Origin of the sequence: uncultured Desulfovibrio sp. (assembly GCF_944324505.1) — a bacterium.
GTDB lineage: Bacteria > Desulfobacterota > Desulfovibrionia > Desulfovibrionales > Desulfovibrionaceae > Desulfovibrio.
Genome location: NZ_CALUWO010000004.1, coordinates 152,151 through 169,971, shown reverse-complemented (window position 1 = coordinate 169,971; position 17,821 = coordinate 152,151). Strand labels below are relative to the sequence as shown.

General features: G+C 60.6%; 15 protein-coding genes and 1 tRNA gene. 13 read left to right on the top strand and 3 right to left on the bottom strand.

Annotation, left to right across the window (positions count from 1 at the left end; all coding sequences use genetic code 11):
- Positions 1 to 127 precede the first annotated feature (127 nt).
- From Q0J57_RS06505 to nrdG, 3 genes are read left to right on the top strand one after another with little or no spacing between them, the layout of a single operon-like run.
- Positions 128 to 2,398, top strand: a complete 2,271-nt coding sequence (locus Q0J57_RS06505) for an anaerobic ribonucleoside triphosphate reductase (protein WP_297218459.1) — start codon at positions 128 to 130, stop codon at positions 2,396 to 2,398.
- A 29-nt stretch (positions 2,399 to 2,427) separates the two neighbouring features.
- Complete coding sequence (gene nrdD / locus Q0J57_RS06500; protein ID WP_297218484.1) at positions 2,428 to 2,595, top strand: anaerobic ribonucleoside-triphosphate reductase; 168 nt, start codon at positions 2,428 to 2,430, stop codon at positions 2,593 to 2,595.
- Positions 2,588 to 3,097 (top strand): anaerobic ribonucleoside-triphosphate reductase activating protein, encoded by a 510-nt coding sequence (gene nrdG, locus Q0J57_RS06495; RefSeq protein WP_297218458.1) that lies wholly within the window; start codon positions 2,588 to 2,590, stop codon positions 3,095 to 3,097. The genes nrdD and nrdG overlap by 8 nt, the downstream gene beginning before the upstream one ends.
- 574 nt (positions 3,098 to 3,671) lie before the next feature.
- Here nrdG and mgtE read toward each other — a convergent pair.
- Together mgtE and Q0J57_RS06485 are read right to left on the bottom strand one after the other, a co-directional pair.
- Positions 3,672 to 5,048 carry a magnesium transporter gene (gene mgtE / locus Q0J57_RS06490; RefSeq protein WP_297218456.1) on the bottom strand — a complete coding sequence of 459 codons (1,377 nt, stop codon included), beginning with the start codon at positions 5,046 to 5,048 and terminating at the stop codon, positions 3,672 to 3,674.
- Between the two features lie 726 nt (positions 5,049 to 5,774).
- A complete protein-coding gene (locus Q0J57_RS06485; RefSeq protein WP_297218454.1) occupies positions 5,775 to 6,512 on the bottom strand; it encodes a DUF4851 domain-containing protein in 738 nt (245 codons plus the stop codon).
- A 266-nt stretch (positions 6,513 to 6,778) separates the two neighbouring features.
- On the opposite strand from Q0J57_RS06485, the gene Q0J57_RS06480 reads away from it, so the two are divergent.
- On the top strand, positions 6,779 to 7,522 hold the full coding sequence (locus Q0J57_RS06480) for a sulfite exporter TauE/SafE family protein (protein ID WP_297218453.1): 744 nt from the start codon (positions 6,779 to 6,781) through the stop codon (positions 7,520 to 7,522).
- 128 nt (positions 7,523 to 7,650) lie between these two features.
- On the opposite strand, the gene Q0J57_RS06475 is transcribed toward Q0J57_RS06480, so the two are convergent.
- A tRNA-Pro gene (locus Q0J57_RS06475) sits at positions 7,651 to 7,727 on the bottom strand.
- Between the two features lie 868 nt (positions 7,728 to 8,595).
- Here Q0J57_RS06475 and Q0J57_RS06470 point away from each other — a divergent pair.
- From Q0J57_RS06470 to Q0J57_RS06430, 9 genes are all read left to right on the top strand, one after another.
- Entirely contained in the window at positions 8,596 to 9,927 is a 1,332-nt protein-coding gene (locus Q0J57_RS06470; protein WP_297218451.1) for a malic enzyme-like NAD(P)-binding protein, read from the top strand.
- Between the two features lie 152 nt (positions 9,928 to 10,079).
- Positions 10,080 to 11,432, top strand: coding sequence for an SLC13 family permease (locus Q0J57_RS06465; RefSeq protein WP_297218449.1), 1,353 nt, complete (start codon positions 10,080 to 10,082; stop codon positions 11,430 to 11,432).
- A 21-nt stretch (positions 11,433 to 11,453) separates the two neighbouring features.
- Positions 11,454 to 12,299, top strand: a complete 846-nt coding sequence (locus tag Q0J57_RS06460) for a fumarate hydratase (protein ID WP_297218447.1) — start codon at positions 11,454 to 11,456, stop codon at positions 12,297 to 12,299.
- A gap of 9 nt (positions 12,300 to 12,308) precedes the next feature.
- On the top strand, positions 12,309 to 12,869 hold the full coding sequence (locus Q0J57_RS06455) for a Fe-S-containing hydro-lyase (RefSeq protein ID WP_297218445.1): 561 nt from the start codon (positions 12,309 to 12,311) through the stop codon (positions 12,867 to 12,869).
- Positions 12,870 to 12,933: 64 nt separating this feature from the next.
- Positions 12,934 to 13,563 (top strand): succinate dehydrogenase/fumarate reductase transmembrane subunit, encoded by a 630-nt coding sequence (locus Q0J57_RS06450; RefSeq protein WP_297218443.1) that lies wholly within the window; start codon positions 12,934 to 12,936, stop codon positions 13,561 to 13,563.
- Between the two features lie 9 nt (positions 13,564 to 13,572).
- Entirely contained in the window at positions 13,573 to 15,426 is a 1,854-nt protein-coding gene (locus tag Q0J57_RS06445; protein WP_297218441.1) for a fumarate reductase flavoprotein subunit, read from the top strand.
- 12 nt (positions 15,427 to 15,438) lie between these two features.
- Positions 15,439 to 16,224 (top strand): fumarate reductase iron-sulfur subunit, encoded by a 786-nt coding sequence (locus Q0J57_RS06440; protein WP_297218439.1) that lies wholly within the window; start codon positions 15,439 to 15,441, stop codon positions 16,222 to 16,224.
- A 57-nt stretch (positions 16,225 to 16,281) separates the two neighbouring features.
- Positions 16,282 to 16,968, top strand: coding sequence for a CBS and ACT domain-containing protein (locus Q0J57_RS06435; RefSeq protein WP_297218437.1), 687 nt, complete (start codon positions 16,282 to 16,284; stop codon positions 16,966 to 16,968).
- A 169-nt stretch (positions 16,969 to 17,137) separates the two neighbouring features.
- Entirely contained in the window at positions 17,138 to 17,821 is a 684-nt protein-coding gene (locus Q0J57_RS06430) for a DUF134 domain-containing protein (RefSeq protein ID WP_297218435.1), read from the top strand.

The window sequence follows — 17,821 nt, the reverse complement described above, 5'->3', positions numbered from 1 at the left end:
GCAACGGGTCTTTGCCGCGCGAGTCCATGAGCTGATGTCTGTTGTCATCTTCTCTGCCGCGTGCGGAGAAATTTTTTATTTTACTGGCCTGATGCCGATTTCTTGAGTGCCGTGGAGGAGGGGACTCATGCCTGTAAGTATTGTCAAGCGCGATGGTTCTGTCGTCCCCTTCGATTCCGTCAAGATTCTCAACGCCATTTCCCGTGCCAACCGCGCCGTGGAAGGCGAAGCCATGCGCTCTACGGACCTGGCCTTTCTGACGGACAAGGTTTGCGACAAGCTGGACGAAAAGGGCCTTTCCCACGTGGAGGAAATCCAGGACGTGGTGGAAGAAACCCTCATCCGCTTTGACTATGCCCGCACGGCCAAGGCCTACATCCTGTACCGGGCAGAGCATGCCAAGCTGCGCCATGCGGAATCCTACCTCATGGACATCTACAAGACCCTCACCTATGCGCCGGCGCGCGAAGAGGACATCAAGCGCGAAAATGCCAATATCGACGGCGACACGGCCATGGGCACCATGCTCAAGTACGGGTCCGAGGGTGCCAAGTTCTTTACGGACAATTACGTCCTGCCCAAGGATATTTCGCTGGCGCATACCAGCGGCGACATCCACATTCACGACAAAGACTTTTACATGCTCACGGAAACCTGCTGCCAGATCGACCTTATCCAGCTGTTCAAGGGCGGATTTTCTACCGGGCACGGTTTCCTGCGCGAACCCAATTCCATTGAAAGCTATGCGGCACTGGCCTGCATTGCCATTCAGGCCAATCAGAACGAGATGCACGGCGGCCAGAGCGTGCCCCATTTCGACTACTGCATGGCCGGCGGCGTGACCAAGACCTTCCGCAAGGAATATGCCCGCGCCATGATTGCCTACCTGCGCATCAAGGCCGACATGACGCTGGAGCAGGCCAGCCAGCTGGTGGACAGTTTGCTTGTAGCCGCTGGAAAAAACATTTGTCTTGACTTGTGCGTAAAATATGGCGGTCGCTGGCTTGAAGAGCCGTTTTCCGAAGATATGCGCCCCCTCATCCGGGCGGCCCATGCCTATGCGGCCGAAGAGGCCCACATGGCCACTGAGCGGCGCACCTATCAGGCCATGGAAGCCTTTGTGCACAATCTCAATACCATGAACTCCCGTGCCGGTGCGCAGGTGCCGTTCAGCTCCGTCAACTACGGCACGGATACCTCGGCAGAAGGCCGTATGGTCACGCGCAATCTGCTTCTGGCCACGCAGGCCGGGCTGGGCGGCGGGGAAACGTCCATTTTCCCGGTGCAGATTTTCAAGGTCAAGGAAGGGGTCAACTTCAATACCGGCGACCCCAACTATGACCTGTTCCAGCTGGCCATCGCCACGTCGGCCCAGCGGCTTTTTCCCAATTTCAGTTTCATGGATGCGCCCTTCAACCGGCAGTACTACGACGGCAGCTACAATTCCGAAGTGGCCTACATGGGCTGCCGCACGCGGGTCATGGGCAATGTGCATGACCCGTCACGGCAGATTACCTGCGGGCGCGGCAATCTGAGCTTTACATCCATCAATCTGCCGCGTCTGGGCATTGAGGCCCATGGCGATGTGGACGCCTTTTTCCGCCTGCTGGACGAAAAGATCGACCTGGTTTTCCGGCAGCTGCTGCACCGGTACAAGATTCAGGCCGCCAAGAAGGTGCGCAACTATCCCTTCCTCATGGGCAACGGCATCTGGCTGGATTCGGACAAGCTGGGCTGGGATGACCGCGTGGGCGAGGTGCTCAAGCACGGCACCCTGACCCTGGGCTTCATCGGCCTGGCCGAAACCCTCAAGGCCCTTGTGGGCGCGCATCATGGCGAAAGCGAGGCGTCCCAGCGCCTGGGGCTGAAAATCGTGGGCCACATGCGCCGCCGCTGCGACGAGGAATCCGAAAAGACGGGCATGAACTTCACGCTCATTGCCACGCCGGCCGAAAGTCTCAGCGGCCGCTTTGTGGCCATTGACCGGCGCAAGTACGGCGACATTCCCGGCATTACGGACAGGGACTATTACACCAATTCCTTCCACGTGCCGGTCTATTTCCCCATCAAGGCCTTCCGTAAGATTCAGCTTGAAGCGCCCTATCATGCCTTCACCAATGCCGGACACATCACCTATGTGGAGCTGGACGGGGATACCTGCAAGAATCTCAAGGCCTTTGAAGACATTATCCGTTACATGCACGACCAGGGCGTGGGCTACGGTTCCATCAATCATCCGCTGGACCGTGACCCCGTATGCGGCTATGTGGGCGTCATCAACGACCAGTGCCCGCGCTGCGGCCGCCGCGACGGCGAAGCCGTGAGCGAAGCAAAGCTGCGCGAAATACGCCGCCGCTTCCCGCAGACAACGCCCTTTCACAACTGCCACTGCAAATAGGTTTACTACAGGAGGAAGAATCCATGCTCATGCCGTCCAAACTCAAGGATGCCCGGCCCGCCGTACAGGAAAAGATGGTGGGAGAAGGTGTGGCCTTTGAGCGCGTGCGTCGCATTACCGGCTATCTTGTGGGCACGCTGGACCGTTTCAACAATGCCAAGCGCGCCGAGGAACACGACCGGGTGAAGCATGCCTGACCTGCGGGTCTGCGGGCTGGTGGAAGAATCCATCGTGGACGGGCCGGGGCTGCGCTTTGTGGTCTTTGTGCAGGGCTGCCTGCACCACTGCCCCGGCTGCCATAACCCGCAGACGCATGCCCTTGACGGGGGAAGCCTCATGGATACGGCGGACCTGCTGGCCCGCTTTGACGAGAATCCCCTGTTGAGCGGCATAACCCTGTCCGGCGGCGAGCCGTTTTTGCAGCCTGCCCCCCTGGCTGACCTGGCCCGCGAGGTCCACCGGCGCGGCAAGGATGTGATGGTCTATTCCGGGTATACCTATGAAGAACTGCTGCAACGTGCTGCCGCTGACGACGGAGTGCGCCGCCTGCTTGACGAGGCCGACATTCTGGTGGATGGCCCGTATGTGGAGGCCCTGCGCAATCTTGAACTGACCTTTCGCGGCAGCGAGAATCAGCGCGTGCTTGACCGGCAGGCCATGCAACGCCTGCGGGAGATAATTACTATTCAAGGGATATAAATGAAGAAACGTATCCATATACGAGATTTGTTGGGACTTCCTAAAAAGGTAAAAAAGCCTAAAGAGGTTCTTCATGTCTGCAGGCTGTGTAAAAACATTTTCAGCATGGATTCTACATTAAAATTTTATATACATGAAGATATTTTCATTTATGATAGAATTATTAAGAAAAATTATATGGCCTCAATATATTATAAAAAGATGTTGTACTGTCATAGAAGACGGGTGTGTAAGAAGTGTTTTTATTTTTTAAATAGGTATCAAAACTACATTATAAAATTTTTTATAGAGGAAAATGGTGAAAAGGCTGTAAAAAGTTTTACTAAAAAGTATGGATGTGCCAATGATTGTTCTTGGCATATGAGTCATTAATAATATTTTATATGTTAAGGAAAGCCTTCGTATCGAGGGCTTTTTTTATGGCGGCCGGGGTAGGCGATAACAGTAGAAGAACGCCTCCGTCGGGAGGCCGTGGCACGCCGAGTTTTTTACCGTACACAGGTAGCCTGTGTGCCCTGTCCGTTGATGACATGCGGACAGGGCAGCGCAAGCCCTCAGGCTGCAGGCGCAGGCATCAGTTCATGAGCTGCCCCAGCAGCGTGGAGGCAAGGGCAAAGTAGGTAAGAACGCCCACCAGGTCCATGATGGAGGTGATGAGCGGCGAGGAGAGCGTGGCCGGGTCGGCATGGACGCGCCGGGCCAGGAAGGGCAGCAGCGCGCCGATGAGGCCGCCGAGCAGGGTGCAGCAAAGCATGCTCAGGCCCACCACCAGCAGAATATCCAGCCCTACGCCCTTGGAAAAACGGGCCAGCACGGCTTCCAGCAGCGCTACCACCAGCCCCAGCGCCGCCGCCACGGGCAGTTCCCGCCAGATGACGCGCAGCACGTCACGCCAGCAGGGGGAAAGATCGCCCAGCGCCATGGCGCGGATGACCAGCGTGGCGGACTGGCTGCCCACGTTGCCGCCCATGTCTACAATGGGGGCAATGAAGGCTGCCAGCACCAAGGCATGTGACAGCAGTTCCTCCTGCGTGGCCACAAAGGTACTGGTGATGATGCCAAAGAGGGTCAGCAGCACCAGCCAGAAAACCCGTACCGAAAACATGCGGTGCAGGGGCGTTGCCAGAATATCCAGATCGCTGCCGGTATCGCCGGTGGTGCCGCCGAACCGGGCCAGGCGGGAGGCATCCTCTTCTTTTGTCATGTCCAGCACATCGTCCACGGTGACGATGCCGATCATGCGTTCGTCGCCATTGAGCACGGGCAGGGCCAGCAGATCATAACGGCGAATGAGGTCGGCGGCTTCCCGGCCGGGCCAGAGAGCGCGGGCCACCACGGGCCGGGGGCGCATGATCTGCCGTACCAGACGGTGGTCATCGGCCAGCAGCAGATCGCGCAGAGAAAGCGTGCCGCAGAGGCGGGCATGCGCGTCCAGGACATAGAGCACGTAAATGGTCTCCCGGTCCGGCGCCGTGGCACGTACATGGGCCAGGGCCTCGTCCACACGCATGTCTGGAGCAACCGCCACATAATCAGAGGTGGTCAGCGAACCGATGGTGCCTTCCTCGTAGGCGGACAGACGCAGCATGTCGTCGCGTTCCTGCTGGCTCAGGGCGGGCAGCAGGGCGCGGCGCTCTTCCGGGGGCAGGGTCTTGTAGAGATCGGTGCGCTCGTCTGCGGCCAGATGCGCAAAGATATCCCGCGCCATGGCACGGGGCAGCCGGGGCAGCAGGGCAGCCTGGAGGGAACGGTCCAGATAGGCAAAAACGTCGGCCCGTTCGGCCGGGGGCATGGCGGTCAGACGGTGCAGCAGAGCCTGCTGCGGCAGGGTGCGCAGGCTTTCGGCCATGTCGGAAGGATGCGTGGGGCGCAGGGAGGGCGTAACGGCGCTCTGGCCGTTGGCATGAGCGGGACGCGGACGGGACAGGAAAACGCGGGAAAACAGGCGCATGATACGGCTCCTTTGCCGCCGGGAGGGGCGGCTGTCCTGGGGCGAAACAACGAAGGGCAACACACGGGTACAGGGTCGGGATGGGCTGGCATGGCAGACCTCCTTGGGGGTTGTGATGACAGGGCCGTTCTGCCGGAGAGGGCCTCAGGCAGGGACGGAGAAACTGCCGTCAGGCAGCTTCACTATGACAGGACAGGCAGAATGTAGGCGATGGTGCGCAGCGGGAAGGGCTGGCCATGCGATGATCGCAGCATGGGCCAGAACGCGGCAGACCGTTGGGGACGGGACGGAAAATGGAAGAGCAGCAAGGGGAAACCTCCACGGGCCGGGACGCATGCGCGGAGGCAGGGCGTCAGGACAGGAACAGGCGGGGCAGGGACAGATGGGGCTGGTTCGGGTAACTGTCGGATGGCATAACAACTCCTTGAGCGGGGACGGGACTGTCCGTCACCGTCCCTGCCTGTACAGAAAAGCGGACACGGGGTCAAGCGTGCCGGTCACCTTGTCTGGCTTTGCCGGTGACACGGGCTGATCGGGACGGCCATACTGCCCGTGGGGAACCGTGCATGGCCGGCCTCGTTCTCGGTCTGCCAGCGCCAGCCGCCGCGACCAGGGCCGGAAAGGCCCCGGGCGGCATGGCTCCCTGTCCGATGGCCGGGTCTGCCCGCTGGGGCTTCCTTTCATGACAGCGGCGGGCACGGCAGGGAGTGCCCCGTATGGCGGAACCTAGAGGTCCTTGCGGCGCTGCATTTCGCCCACCCAGCGGGAAAGCCGCGTGCGCGAAAAGGCATCGTCCGCCGGGTCCATCTTCTGGATGCGCTCCTTCAGCTCGGCCTGCGCGGTCTTTTCGGGGAAGAGAATGCGGCAGGCCCGGCGCGCCCTGTCCTGAAAGGCATTGAGGCGGGCGGCGTCGTAGGCCACGTCTCGCGCCAGCACGGGGTCCAGGGGTTCGTGATATTCGGCGATGACCTGCATCTGGCGGAAGTCCAGCAGGAAGGCGGCACGATAGACCAGGCAGGACTGGCCGTCATGCGCATGGAAGGCATCCTGTTCCGCCGTCAGGCAGAACAGGCTTTCGTACAGCATTTCCCCGTCCTGTTCATAGTGCAGGGTCCGCAGGGCAGGGTAGGGACAATGCTGGGCAGGTTCCCAGCGCCAGGGGGTTTCAGCCTCGGCCAGGGCGGTGATGAGCAGGCCCGTGCCGTTTTCATAGGTGGCGAACCACAGTCGGGCGTTGCCCGGTTCAGTGGTGCGCGATTCAGGAGCAAGGCTGCGCCAGCCGGACGCGCACAGGCGCATGCCGTCCGCCGGCGCAAAGATGACGGCCGGGCGCGCCCGGGAAATGAGAACACGCTGTCCCGCATCGTCCTGCAGCATGCCGCGCAGCGGCGGCTGCTGGCCCAGCAGACGGCATCCGGCAAGTCCCGCCAGGATCAGAACGGCAAGAATGAGAAGGGCTTTCATGGCAGCCTCCTGCAAAGAGAAATGATGAGGTTTTCTATAGCCTCTCCCGTGCAGGTCGTAAAGCCGGACTGCCCGCTGCACCATTTCAGACTGCATGACAGCATTGCCATGTGAAGCAAGGCGCGATACACAAAGGATATTTCGCAGGAAGGTCATGCCGTGTGCACGGGCCGGGCCGCAGGGCCTGGCAAAGGGACAGGAACAGGGCGGCAGTGTGTCGTTGTGGTATCCGCCGGTGTCATGCGGCAATCCTGCCGGGAGGACGCATGGAGGCATGGGGCTTTGCCATTATTTTTCTGGCCTGGGGGATAGGCGGCTTTGTCAATGGCGTCAGCGGCCTGGGCGCAGGTGTCATTGCCATGCCGTTTATGCTCTGTGTGGTGGATATGCGGGCGGCTTCGCTGGCGGCCTGTCTCATTTCGCTGCCATTGCCGGCGGTGGTGGGCTGGCAGCACCGCCGGTATCTTTGTCCGCGTCTGCTTCGCCCCCTGCTGGCAGGCATGCTGCCCGGCATGCTGGCAGGCATGGCGCTGCTTTCCGTGATACCTGGGCGGCTGTTGCAGACGTGCCTGGGCATCATGCTGGTGGCGCACATGATCTGGCAGCTGGTGCCTCATCCCCACACTCCGCCTGCCCGGCCCGTGCTGTGGGGCATTATGGCCGGCGGACTGGCCGGATTTGTGCAGGCCCTGAGCGGCATTGGTGGGCCGCCGGCAGCCATGTATGCCCAGCGCGCCCACTGGGACAAGGACATGATCCGCGCCAATCTGAGCCTGCTGTTCGTGATCATCAGCTGCCCCATCATTATCTTGCAGTACCGTCTGGGCTGTTATACGGCCGAGGTCATGCACACCTTTCTGCCTGCGGCACTGGGCTGCGGTACCGGTCTTGTCTTTGCCTATCCCGTGGCACGGCGTATCGGCGAGGTCAGCTTTCAGCATCTTCTGGCGGTGGTCATCGGCCTGTCCGGTCTTTCCATGCTGATCAGGGCCGTCTGGCAGACGAGCTGATGCCGTTTTCCCCAGACATGCCGTCATGACGCAATGGTCAGGCAAGGGGGGCCTGCGTCCGGGCAGGCACCGTCGCCGGAAACGAAAAAAGCCAATCTTCACACGAAGATTGGCTTTTTGCTTGCGTCTGGTCGGGATGAAAGGATTTGAACCTTCGACCCCTTGAACCCCATTCAAGTGCGCTCCCAGACTGCGCTACATCCCGACGCAGGAATGTGTCTACGCACATTTTCCCCCGTCGTCAATGTTTTTTTGTCAGAAAGAGAAAAATTTTTTTCCGGCGGAATGAATCATGCAGGAATATTTTTCATAATATATTGAAATATATTATTTATGTGTGCAGAAATCCAGCCGGGAAATGCCGGGAAGCGGCGCTGGCGCTGCCGGGAGTTGACCGCCGGACACGGCCGGTTGTGCCGTTTTTCCATACGTGGCGGATACGTTTTGGCCGGCGCTGAGAGGAAGAAAGGGACACGCCACCCTCAAACCCATTTTCCGCGTGAGCAGGCAAAAAAGATGCCTCTTTTTTGATGACCCCCCTTTTTGCAGGCCAACTTTGCCATTGAGGAAGAAAAAAAAAGGGGGTCATTTCCAAAAACGTGGAAAAAAAGGGGGGGTCACGTCTGCGACAGGAATTTTTACAGACAGAAGCTGGCAGCCTTTCCGGCTGCGCCCTCTGCGAATTTTTATGCAGAAAATGTATATTTTTTATATGTATTTGCATGGCTAATGATATTTTCAAAAAACATACTGCAAAAAAATAAATGAAATTTTTTTTTACATGTTACACATGAAGATATAAAGGCAGATTGAGTGATCAAACAATGTTTCTGCGCATATATTTTTTATTTACATGCAATAAAATTGTGTGTTGCAGTTCTATATTGTGTTTGTGAATATTTTTACATTTAAAGTAACCGCTTTGTCTGATCAAACTGCATTGACTCCATAGTATGGGCGGAATATAAAAACACAACATGCCTCTTTTCCAGCGGGGAAGAAAGACATGGTGTTCAGTTGACAACAGGCGGCAAAACGGCCGCTCCCTGAGAGGATTTGCGAGGAGTTTTTGTATGGCACTGTTTACTCGAGAAGACGCGCTGGAATATCACCGGGTGCCGCGCCCCGGCAAACTGGAAGTTGTTCCTGTCAAGCCGTGCGCCAATCAGCTTGACCTGTCGCTTGCCTATTCCCCGGGAGTGGCGCATGCCTGCCTTGCCATCAAGGAAGATCCGGCCCGGGCCGCCGACTATACCGGCCGTGCCAACCTCGTGGCTGTGGTCAGCAACGGAACGGCCGTGCTGGGGCTGGGCAACATCGGTCCTCTTGCCGGCAAGCCCGTCATGGAGGGCAAGGGGGTTCTGTTCAAGACCTTTGCCGATGTGGATGTCTACGACATCAACCTGGCCACCAGAGACAGCGATGAACTCATCAATGTGGTCAAGTGTCTTGAACCCACCTTTGGCGGCATCAACCTGGAAGATATCAAGGCTCCTGAATGCTTTTATATTGAAGATCAGCTCAAGGCTGCGCTGCAGATTCCCGTTTTCCATGACGACCAGCATGGTACGGCCATCATTTCCGGTGCGGCGCTCATCAATGCCTGCGAGATCACCGGCCGCAACATCGGCGATCTCAAGGTCGTGGTGGTGGGTGCCGGTGCGGCCGGCATCGCCTGCGCCCGTTTCTACGTGCTGCTGGGCGTGAAGCGGGAAAACATCTGCATGTTTGATTCCCGCGGCCTCATCTACAAGGGCCGCGAGGGTCTCAATCCGTACAAGGAAGAATTCGCCCAGGAAGAAAACCGGGGCGATCTTGCTGCCTGCCTCAAGGGCGCGGATGTCTTCCTTGGCCTGTCCAGAAAGGACCTGGTCAGCAAGGACATGGTGCGTTCCATGGCCGATTCGCCGGTCATCTTCGCCATGGCCAATCCTGATCCCGAAATTTCCTATGAAGACGCCAAGGAGGCCTGCCCCAGCGCCATCATGGGAACGGGGCGCTCCGACTATCCCAACCAGATCAACAATGTTTCCGGCTTCCCCTACATCTTCCGCGGCGCGCTGGATGTGGGTTCCCGCGTCATCAATGAAGAAATGAAGCTTGCGGCGGCCTACGCGCTGGCTGCCCTGGCCAAGGAAGAGGTTCCTGCCAGCGTGCTGGAGGCCTACGGGGTGGATTCGCTGGTTTATGGCCGCGACTACGTGCTGCCCAAGCCGCTGGATCCGCGCATTCTCACGGCCGTGACGCCTGCTGTGGCCAAGGCCGCCATGGATACCGGCGTGGCGACTCGTCCCATTGCGGACCTGAACGCCTATGCCGATCAGCTGCGCCGCCGCGTGGAGGCGTCGCAGGCCCGCATCCGTCCCTATGTGAAGATGCTGGCAGAACAGGGGCCTGTGGCCTAGCCGCCGGGGCATATCGCCCTGCGGCAACATGATCTTGAAGGACTGCGCCACCCCGGGCATTTGCCCGGGGGATGCGCAGCCAGGGAGGGTTACATCTTTCCGTGCCATGTCACGGATGGTTCTTTCACCTTTTACCGCGAGGAGACCCGTACATGAAACGCCTTCTTTTCCTGGTCGCTCTGCTGGTTGTCGGTGTCGTCTTCCTGTCCTGTCAGGAGACGATGGCGGCTCCCGCCATGGAAATCAAGCTGCCTGAAGACCCCACGAAAGCCTACATAACGCTGGGCATCCTGTTTGTGGCAGCCGTCATGTTCTTCACCGAAATCGTGCCGCTGCCCATTACGGCCCTACTGGTACCGGTGGCGCTTTCGATCTTCAAGGTAATTCCCTCAAAGACGGCGTTCGGCTACTTCGGTGATCCCACCGTGGTGCTCTTCATGGCCATGTTCATCGTAGGTGAAGGAACCTTCATTACGGGTTTTGCTGACAAGGTAGGCCGCGCCGCCGTGGCCATGTCCAAGGGCAGTGAAGTAAAACTGCTGGTCTTTTCCATGGCGGCCATTGGTCTGCTGTCCACGGTGCTGTCCAATACCGGTACCACGGTGGTGGCCGTGCCCATGATTCTCGGCATGTGCATTTCCGCCAAGCTGGCTCCCGGCAAGATTCTCATGCCCGTGGCCTTTGCCTCCTCGCTGGGTGGTACCGTGACGCTTGTGGGCACGCCGCCCAACGGCATCGTCAATTCCATGCTGGAACAGATGGGCGTGCAGCCCTTCGGCTTCTTTGAATTCGGTCTCATCGGCATTCCGCTGCTCATCGTGGGCCTCATTTACTACGGTCTCATTGGTCACCGCTTCCTGCCCAAGGGTCGCGAGCTGCATGAGGAAATGATGGCCGAAGAAACCGTGCGCCGCACGGAAAAAATGTGGGTCAGCGTGGGCATCTTTGCCTTTGTGGTGGCCATGATGGCCTCCGAATACATGAACCTCACCACCGCCGCCGTGCTGGGCGCCTGCCTCATGGTCATCACCCGCTGCATGACCATGCGTGAAGCCTTCCGCAGCGTGGACTGGACCACCATCTTCCTCTTTGCGGGCATGCTGTCCATGTCCGCCGCCATGGACAAGTCCGGCGCCGCCGCCATTGTGGCCAATGCCGTGGTGAGCCGCGTGTCCGACCCCTGGATGCTCATGCTGGTCTGCTGCGCGCTGACCGCCATTGTCACCAACTTCATGTCCAATACGGCCACGGCGGCCCTCATGGCGCCCCTGGCCCTGCCCATTGCCACGGCCTCCGGCATTTCGCCCCTGCCCATCGTCATGGGGATTGCCATGTCGGCCTCGGCCTGCTTCCTGACGCCCATCGCCACGCCGCCCAACACCATCGTGCTGGGTCCCGGCAAGTACAGCTTCCTTGACTACATCAAGGCCGGCTGGCCCCTGCAGGTCATTGCCCTGCTTATGTGCTGGCTGCTCATCCCCATGATCTGGCCCTTCCATCCCTAAGCCGCGGAACGGGTGTGCATCATGAAAGAGATTCATGTGAACCATATCAGCGAGGCGGTGGCCCGGCTGTGCGTGCAGGCATGCTGCCACCTGCCCGCCGATGTCTGCCAGGCCTTTGCCGAGCGGAAGGAAAGCGAACCCTCCCCGGTGGGGCGCAACATCCTGCAACAGCTGCTTGACAATGCGGACATTGCCGCACGGGAAGAAATGCCCATTTGCCAGGACACGGGGCTTGCCGTTGTCTTTGCCGATGTGGGGCAGGATGTGCACATCGTGGGCGGCGACTTCACGGCTGCCGTCAACGAAGGCGTGCGCCGCGGCTATGTGGATGGCTATCTGCGCAAGTCCAGCGTGGCGGAACCCCTGTTTGACCGGAAGAATACGGGCGACAATACGCCTGCCGTGCTGCACGTGCGGCTGGTGCCCGGCGACGGCCTGCGCCTGCGCCTGGCGCCCAAGGGGGCCGGTTCGGAAAACAAGAGCGTGGTGAAGATGCTGGTGCCCGCCGACGGCATCGAGGGCGTGCGCAAGGTGGTGCTGGATACCGTGCTGGCGGCCGGCCCCAATTCCTGCCCGCCCATGGTGGTGGGCGTGGGCCTGGGCGGCACCATGGAGGTGGCGGCCCTCTGCGCCAAGCGCGCCGCGGCCCGTGACCTGGCCTCGCGCAATGCCGATCCGCGCTATGCCGCCTTTGAAGACGAGCTGCTGGAAATGGTCAACCGTACCGGCATCGGCCCCCAGGGCCTTGGTGGCCGGACCACGGCCCTCAAGGTGCATGTGGAATGGGCGCCCACCCATATCGCCTCCCTGCCGGTGGCGGTCAACATCAACTGCCACGCGGCGCGTCATGCCGAAGTGCTGCTGTAGGAGGAGCACATGAGCGAAGATGTCAAGCGCATCCGCGCGCCGTTCGATGAAGCTACGGCCCGCTCCCTGCGGGCAGGGGACAGGGTGCTCATTACCGGCACCATCCTTGCGGCCCGCGATGCGGCCCACAAGCGCCTTACGGAAGCCCTGGCCCGGGGCGAGGCCCTGCCGGTGGATCTGCGGGGGCAGGTGGTCTACTACGTCGGCCCCAGTCCGGCCAAGCCCGGCCAGGCCATCGGGGCAGCCGGCCCTACCACCTCCGGCCGTATGGATGCCTATACGCCCACCCTCATTGCTCAGGGGCTGCGCGGCATGATCGGCAAGGGCTATCGCAAGCCCGAGGTGGTGGAAGCCATGAAACAGTACGGCGTGCCCTATCTGGCCGCCGTGGGGGGAGCCGGGGCGCTCATTGCCCGCAGCATTCGCAAGTATACCGTGCTGGCCTACGAGGACCTGGGTCCCGAGGCCGTGGCCGCGCTGGAAGTGGAGGATTTTCCGGCCATTGTGGTCATCGACAGCACGGGTGACAATTACTACGAAAGCGGTCAGGCCCCGTACAGGGAGTTGTAGGCGACAGCCTGCGTACTGTTCCGCTCCCGTCCGGGGGCAGAATTTCTAGAAAAGAGGAGTTGACATGACGGATCGTAACGTACCGGATAGCCCGCGCAACCGCCTGGATTTTCTTCAGGCTGCGTCGGGGGCATTGCTGGCACTCTTTGTCTGCGTGCACCTGCTGCTCGAAGGCACGGTGGTGCTGAGTCCCTCGCTGACCAACGGCATTGCCTGGTTCATGGAAGCGATCTTTGTGGCGCAGATTTCCGCGCCCATCATCGTGCTGCTGGTGCTGTTCCACTTCTATGTGGCGGCGCGTAAAATGCCCTTCCGGGCCGGTGAACTGGGGATTTTCGTGCGCCACAGCCGCACGCTCCGCGAGCCGGATACCGCGCTCTGGCTGGTGCAGGTCTTTACGGCCATCATCATTCTGGCAGGGGCCTTCTTCCATGTGTATTCGGTCATGACCGACCTGCCCATTTCGGTGGCCCGCAGCGCCGCGCGTCTGCATGCCGGCGGTCTGGCCTTCTATATTGTCTTTCTGCCCTGCGTGATTCTGCATACGGGCATTGGCGTGTACCGTATTGCCGTCAAGTACGGTATCTGTACCAGCGCGACCCGCCAGGTGTGGCGCAAGCGCATCTGGATCGTCATGGCGTGTTATTTCGTGCTGGGCTGTCTGGCCCTGGCGCGTGTCTGGTTCCAGGGATAGGGGGGAAGTATGCGCATTTATCAAACGGACGTTCTGTGCATGGGTGCCGGCCTTGCCGGCGAACGCGTGGCGGTGGAGGCGGCCCAGGCTGGTTTCAGCGTCATCTGCCTCAGCGTCGTGCCTCCCAAGCGTTCCCATTCCTCGGCGGCCATGGGCGGCATGCAGGCAGCCCTGGGCAATTCCATCATGGGGGATGGTGACAGCCCGGAAATTCACTTCAACGATACGGTCAAGGGGTCCGACTGGGGTTGTGACCAGGAAGTGGCGCGCATTTTTGCCAATACCGCGCCCATTGCCATGCGCGAAATGGCCTTCCTCGGCGTGCCGTGGAGCCGCGTGGTGCCCGGCGAGCACACCTATTACAAGGGCGGCAAGCCGTTTCAGGCCACGGAAAAGGCCGAGAATGAGGGCCTTATCCATTCCCGTGCCTTCGGCGGTACGGCCAAATGGCGCACCTGCTACACCTCGGACGGTACGGGCCATGCCGTGCTCTTCACCCTGGACAACCGCCTGTTGCAGCTGGGCGTGACCATTCATGACCGCACCCAGGCCGAGGCCCTCATCCATGACGGGCAGACCTGCATGGGCTGCATTGCCCGCGATCTGCGCACCGGCGAACTGGTGGCCTATCTGGCCAAGGCCACGCTTATTGCCACGGGCGGCTACGGCCGCATCTACCGCGCCACCACCAATGCCGTCATCTGCGACGGCGGCGGGCAGATCACGGCCCTCAATACCGGCGTGGTGCCGCTGGGCAATATGGAAGCCGTGCAGTTCCATCCCACGGGTACCGTGCCCACGGACATTCTGGTGACCGAAGGCTGCCGCGGCGACGGCGGCACCCTGCTGGACGTGAACGAATACCGCTTCATGCCCGACTACGAACCGGAAAAGGCCGAGCTGGCCTCCCGCGACGTGGTGTCCCGCCGCATGACCGAGCACATGCGCAAGGGCTTTGGCGTGCCCAGCCCCTACGGCGAGCATCTCTGGCTGGATATCCGCCACCTGGGCGAAAAGCACATCAAGACCAATCTGCGCGAAGTGTACGACATCTCCACTCACTTCCTCGGCGTGGACCCCGTGCATCAGCTCATTCCCGTGCGTCCCACCCAGCACTACAGCATGGGCGGCGTGCGCATCAACAAGGACGGCCATGCTTACGGCCTCAAGGGCCTGTTCGCAGCGGGCGAAGCCGCCTGCTGGGACATGCACGGCTTCAACCGCCTGGGCGGTAACTCCCTGGCCGAAACCGTGGTGTCCGGCCGGGTCATCGGCCAGAAGCTGGTGGAATTCCTCCAGGGCTACGAAACCACCTTCTCCACGCAGGCCACCCGCGAGGCCATGCTCCAGGTGGAAGACCGCATCGCCCAGCTGCGCCGCGGTACCGGGGACAGCTGCTATACCCTGCGCAATGAGATGCAGGACATCATGATGGAGCACGTGGGCATCTTCCGTAACGGCAAGGACCTCCAGGCCGGTGTGGAAAAGTTGCAGGCTCTGCTGGAACGCAGCAAGAACATGCGCCTGGACGGCAAGGCCCCTGGCCCCAGCGCCGAAATGTCCATGGCCCTGCGCGTGCCCGGCATGATCAAGCTGGCGCTTTGCACGGCCTACGGCGCACTCATGCGCACGGAAAGCCGCGGCGCCCATGCCCGCGAGGACTACCCCGAACGTAACGACAAGGACTGGCTGGTGCGTACCCTGGCCTACTGGAAGGAAGGGGCAGACCTGCCCACGCTGGAATATGAACGCGCGACCCCGTGGTTCATCCTGCCTCCCGGCGACCGCGGCTACGGCGGCGGCAAGATCATCGAAGGCGACATGACCGGCGAAAAGGTCATCGGTTACGACGAACAGGCCTAAGGGAGGTGAACCATGGGACGCATTCTGACCTTTGAAATATTCCGCTACAATCCGCTGGACCCCCTGTCCACGCCGCACATGCAGACCTTCACCCTGGAAGAACAGCGCAGCATGACCCTTTTTGTGGCGCTGAACCAGATCCGCGAAACCCAGGATGCCACGTTGCAGTTTGATTTCTGCTGCCGGGCGGGCATCTGCGGCTCCTGCGGCATGGTCATCAACGGGCGGCCCGGTCTGGCCTGTCATACCCAGACCAGGGACCTGCCGGAACACATTACCCTGCATCCGCTGCCGGTGTTCAAACTGCTGGGCGACCTGTCGGTGGATACGGGCACGTGGTTCCGCAATGTGGGCAAGAAGATCGAGTCCTGGATCCATACCAACAAGACCTTTGACCCCGAGGCGCAGGAAGAGCGCATGGACAATGAGCTGGCAACCCAGATATTCGAGCTGGACCGCTGCATCGAATGCGGCTGCTGTGTGGCGGCCTGCGGTACGGCGCTCATGCGCAAGGATTTCATCGGTGCCACCTCCATCAACCGCATGGCCCGCTTCTACATCGACCCGCGCGACCAGCGCACCCCCGAGGACTTTTATGACCTCATCGGTGATGACAACGGCGTGTTCGGCTGCATGGGGCTGCTGGCCTGTGAGGATATCTGCCCCAAGAAGCTGCCCCTGCAGGATCAGCTGGGCATCATGCGGCGCATGGTGAGCATCGAATCCGTGCGTGGCTGGCTGCCCGAAGGCATCCGCAAGCGCCTTTCCGGCGGCTGCGGCTGCGGCCAGCACAAGTAGTCTGTCCTTTTATCGCAAAAATGGCCGGGCACAGGCCCGGCCAAAAGGAGCCTTGCCATGCTTATCAAACAGTGGATGACGCCCGATGTGGTGTCCGTGTCGCCGTCGACCTCGCTCCTCAAGTGCAAAAGCCTGCTGCGGGACATGAACATCGCCCACCTGCCCGTGGTGGACAAGGATAATCATGTGGTGGGTCTGCTGGGCATCAATGCCATCAAGGAGTTTTCTCCCCAGAAAACGACCCCTCTCGAAGTGCTGGAGTTTCTGGACATTCTTGCCGAAACCCCGGCCAAGCAGATCATGACCGTGGCCCCGCAGACCATCCATATTGACGAAACGGTGGAAAACGCGGCCGTGCTCATGGTGGACAAGCACCTGAGCTGCCTGCCCGTGGTGGACAGCAACGACTGCCTCAAGGGCATCATCACCCAGTGGGACATCTTCAAGACCTTTGTGGACATCACCGGCTCGCGCACCACCCAGAGTGTGCAGATCGCCTTTGTGCTGGAAAACAAGCCCGGCACCCTGCGGGCCATTCTGGACCGCCTCAAGGAGGCCAATACCCGCGTGGTCACTGTGCTGTCCAATATCCGTGATGACGGCCGCCGCGGCGTGACGCTGCGCTTCCACGCACCGGATCGCGAGACGGAGGACATGCTCATCCGGGAATTCTGCGACCAGGGCACGGTGCAGTACTGGGGCCGCGGCCACGAGGTCCGGATCGTGGGCGACAACAATATCTAGCCTGCCGTAACGGCTCGCCAGCCGTGTGTCTTCGCGCGGCACCCTTCCCGCCGGGAGGGGTGCCGTTTTTTTTGCTGGTTTCGCCAAAGTTTGCTTGACATGGCTGCCGCTGATATTATGCTCATTTGTGCAAAACAAATGGCTCAGCCCATGAGCAGAGGATCATGCCATGCCCCGTCCCCGTCATTGCCGCTATGTCAGCGCCACGCCCTGTGTGAACTACTTCAAGCCCCGGGGCATCCCCCTGACGGAACTGGAAGAGGTCTGCCTGAGCGTGGAAGGGCTGGAGGCCCTGCGCCTGGCCGACATGGAGGGACTGACGGCCATTGAGGCCGCCCGCCGCATGCGGGTGTCGCGCCACATTTTCGGGCGCACGCTGGCGGCGGCCCGGCGTCGTGTGGCCACGGCCCTGTGCTGTGGTCAGGCCCTGCGCATCGAGGGCGGTACCTACGCCGTCAGAACGGGCGAGGGCGCGGCAGATATCCCAAAGGAGAATACCATGCAGAAAATAGCCATTTCCAGTGAAGGCCCCACGCTTGATGATGCCGTTGATCCGCGCTTTGGGCGCGCGGGCGGCTTTGTGGTGGTGGAGCTGCCGGACATGACGGTGAGCTATATTGACAATGGCGCCTCCCAGACCATGAGCATGGGGGCGGGCATTGAGACCGCCGAACGCATGGCGCGTGCCGGCGTGGAGGTGGTGCTCAGCGGCTTTGTGGGCCCCAAGGCCTTTGAGGCCCTGCAGGCGGCGGGCATCAAGGTCTGCCAGAATGTGGATGGCGGCAGCGTGCGCCAGGCGGTGGAGCGTTTCTGCAAGGGAGAACTGCCCTTTGCCGACGCCCCCAACAAGTAG

What these genes read in the sequence shown, in the direction of transcription:
- Q0J57_RS06505 (WP_297218459.1), top strand. Translation starts at nt 128, where the DNA reads ATGCCTGTAAGTATTGTCAAGCGCGATGGTTCTGTCGTCCCCTTCGAT.
- nrdD (WP_297218484.1), top strand. Translation starts at nt 2,428, where the DNA reads ATGCCGTCCAAACTCAAGGATGCCCGGCCCGCCGTACAGGAAAAGATG.
- nrdG (WP_297218458.1), top strand. Translation starts at nt 2,588, where the DNA reads ATGCCTGACCTGCGGGTCTGCGGGCTGGTGGAAGAATCCATCGTGGAC.
- mgtE (WP_297218456.1), bottom strand. Translation starts at nt 5,048, where the DNA reads ATGCGCCTGTTTTCCCGCGTTTTCCTGTCCCGTCCGCGTCCCGCTCAT.
- Q0J57_RS06485 (WP_297218454.1), bottom strand. Translation starts at nt 6,512, where the DNA reads ATGAAAGCCCTTCTCATTCTTGCCGTTCTGATCCTGGCGGGACTTGCC.
- Q0J57_RS06480 (WP_297218453.1), top strand. Translation starts at nt 6,779, where the DNA reads ATGGAGGCATGGGGCTTTGCCATTATTTTTCTGGCCTGGGGGATAGGC.
- Q0J57_RS06470 (WP_297218451.1), top strand. Translation starts at nt 8,596, where the DNA reads ATGGCACTGTTTACTCGAGAAGACGCGCTGGAATATCACCGGGTGCCG.
- Q0J57_RS06465 (WP_297218449.1), top strand. Translation starts at nt 10,080, where the DNA reads ATGAAACGCCTTCTTTTCCTGGTCGCTCTGCTGGTTGTCGGTGTCGTC.
- Q0J57_RS06460 (WP_297218447.1), top strand. Translation starts at nt 11,454, where the DNA reads ATGAAAGAGATTCATGTGAACCATATCAGCGAGGCGGTGGCCCGGCTG.
- Q0J57_RS06455 (WP_297218445.1), top strand. Translation starts at nt 12,309, where the DNA reads ATGAGCGAAGATGTCAAGCGCATCCGCGCGCCGTTCGATGAAGCTACG.
- Q0J57_RS06450 (WP_297218443.1), top strand. Translation starts at nt 12,934, where the DNA reads ATGACGGATCGTAACGTACCGGATAGCCCGCGCAACCGCCTGGATTTT.
- Q0J57_RS06445 (WP_297218441.1), top strand. Translation starts at nt 13,573, where the DNA reads ATGCGCATTTATCAAACGGACGTTCTGTGCATGGGTGCCGGCCTTGCC.
- Q0J57_RS06440 (WP_297218439.1), top strand. Translation starts at nt 15,439, where the DNA reads ATGGGACGCATTCTGACCTTTGAAATATTCCGCTACAATCCGCTGGAC.
- Q0J57_RS06435 (WP_297218437.1), top strand. Translation starts at nt 16,282, where the DNA reads ATGCTTATCAAACAGTGGATGACGCCCGATGTGGTGTCCGTGTCGCCG.
- Q0J57_RS06430 (WP_297218435.1), top strand. Translation starts at nt 17,138, where the DNA reads ATGCCCCGTCCCCGTCATTGCCGCTATGTCAGCGCCACGCCCTGTGTG.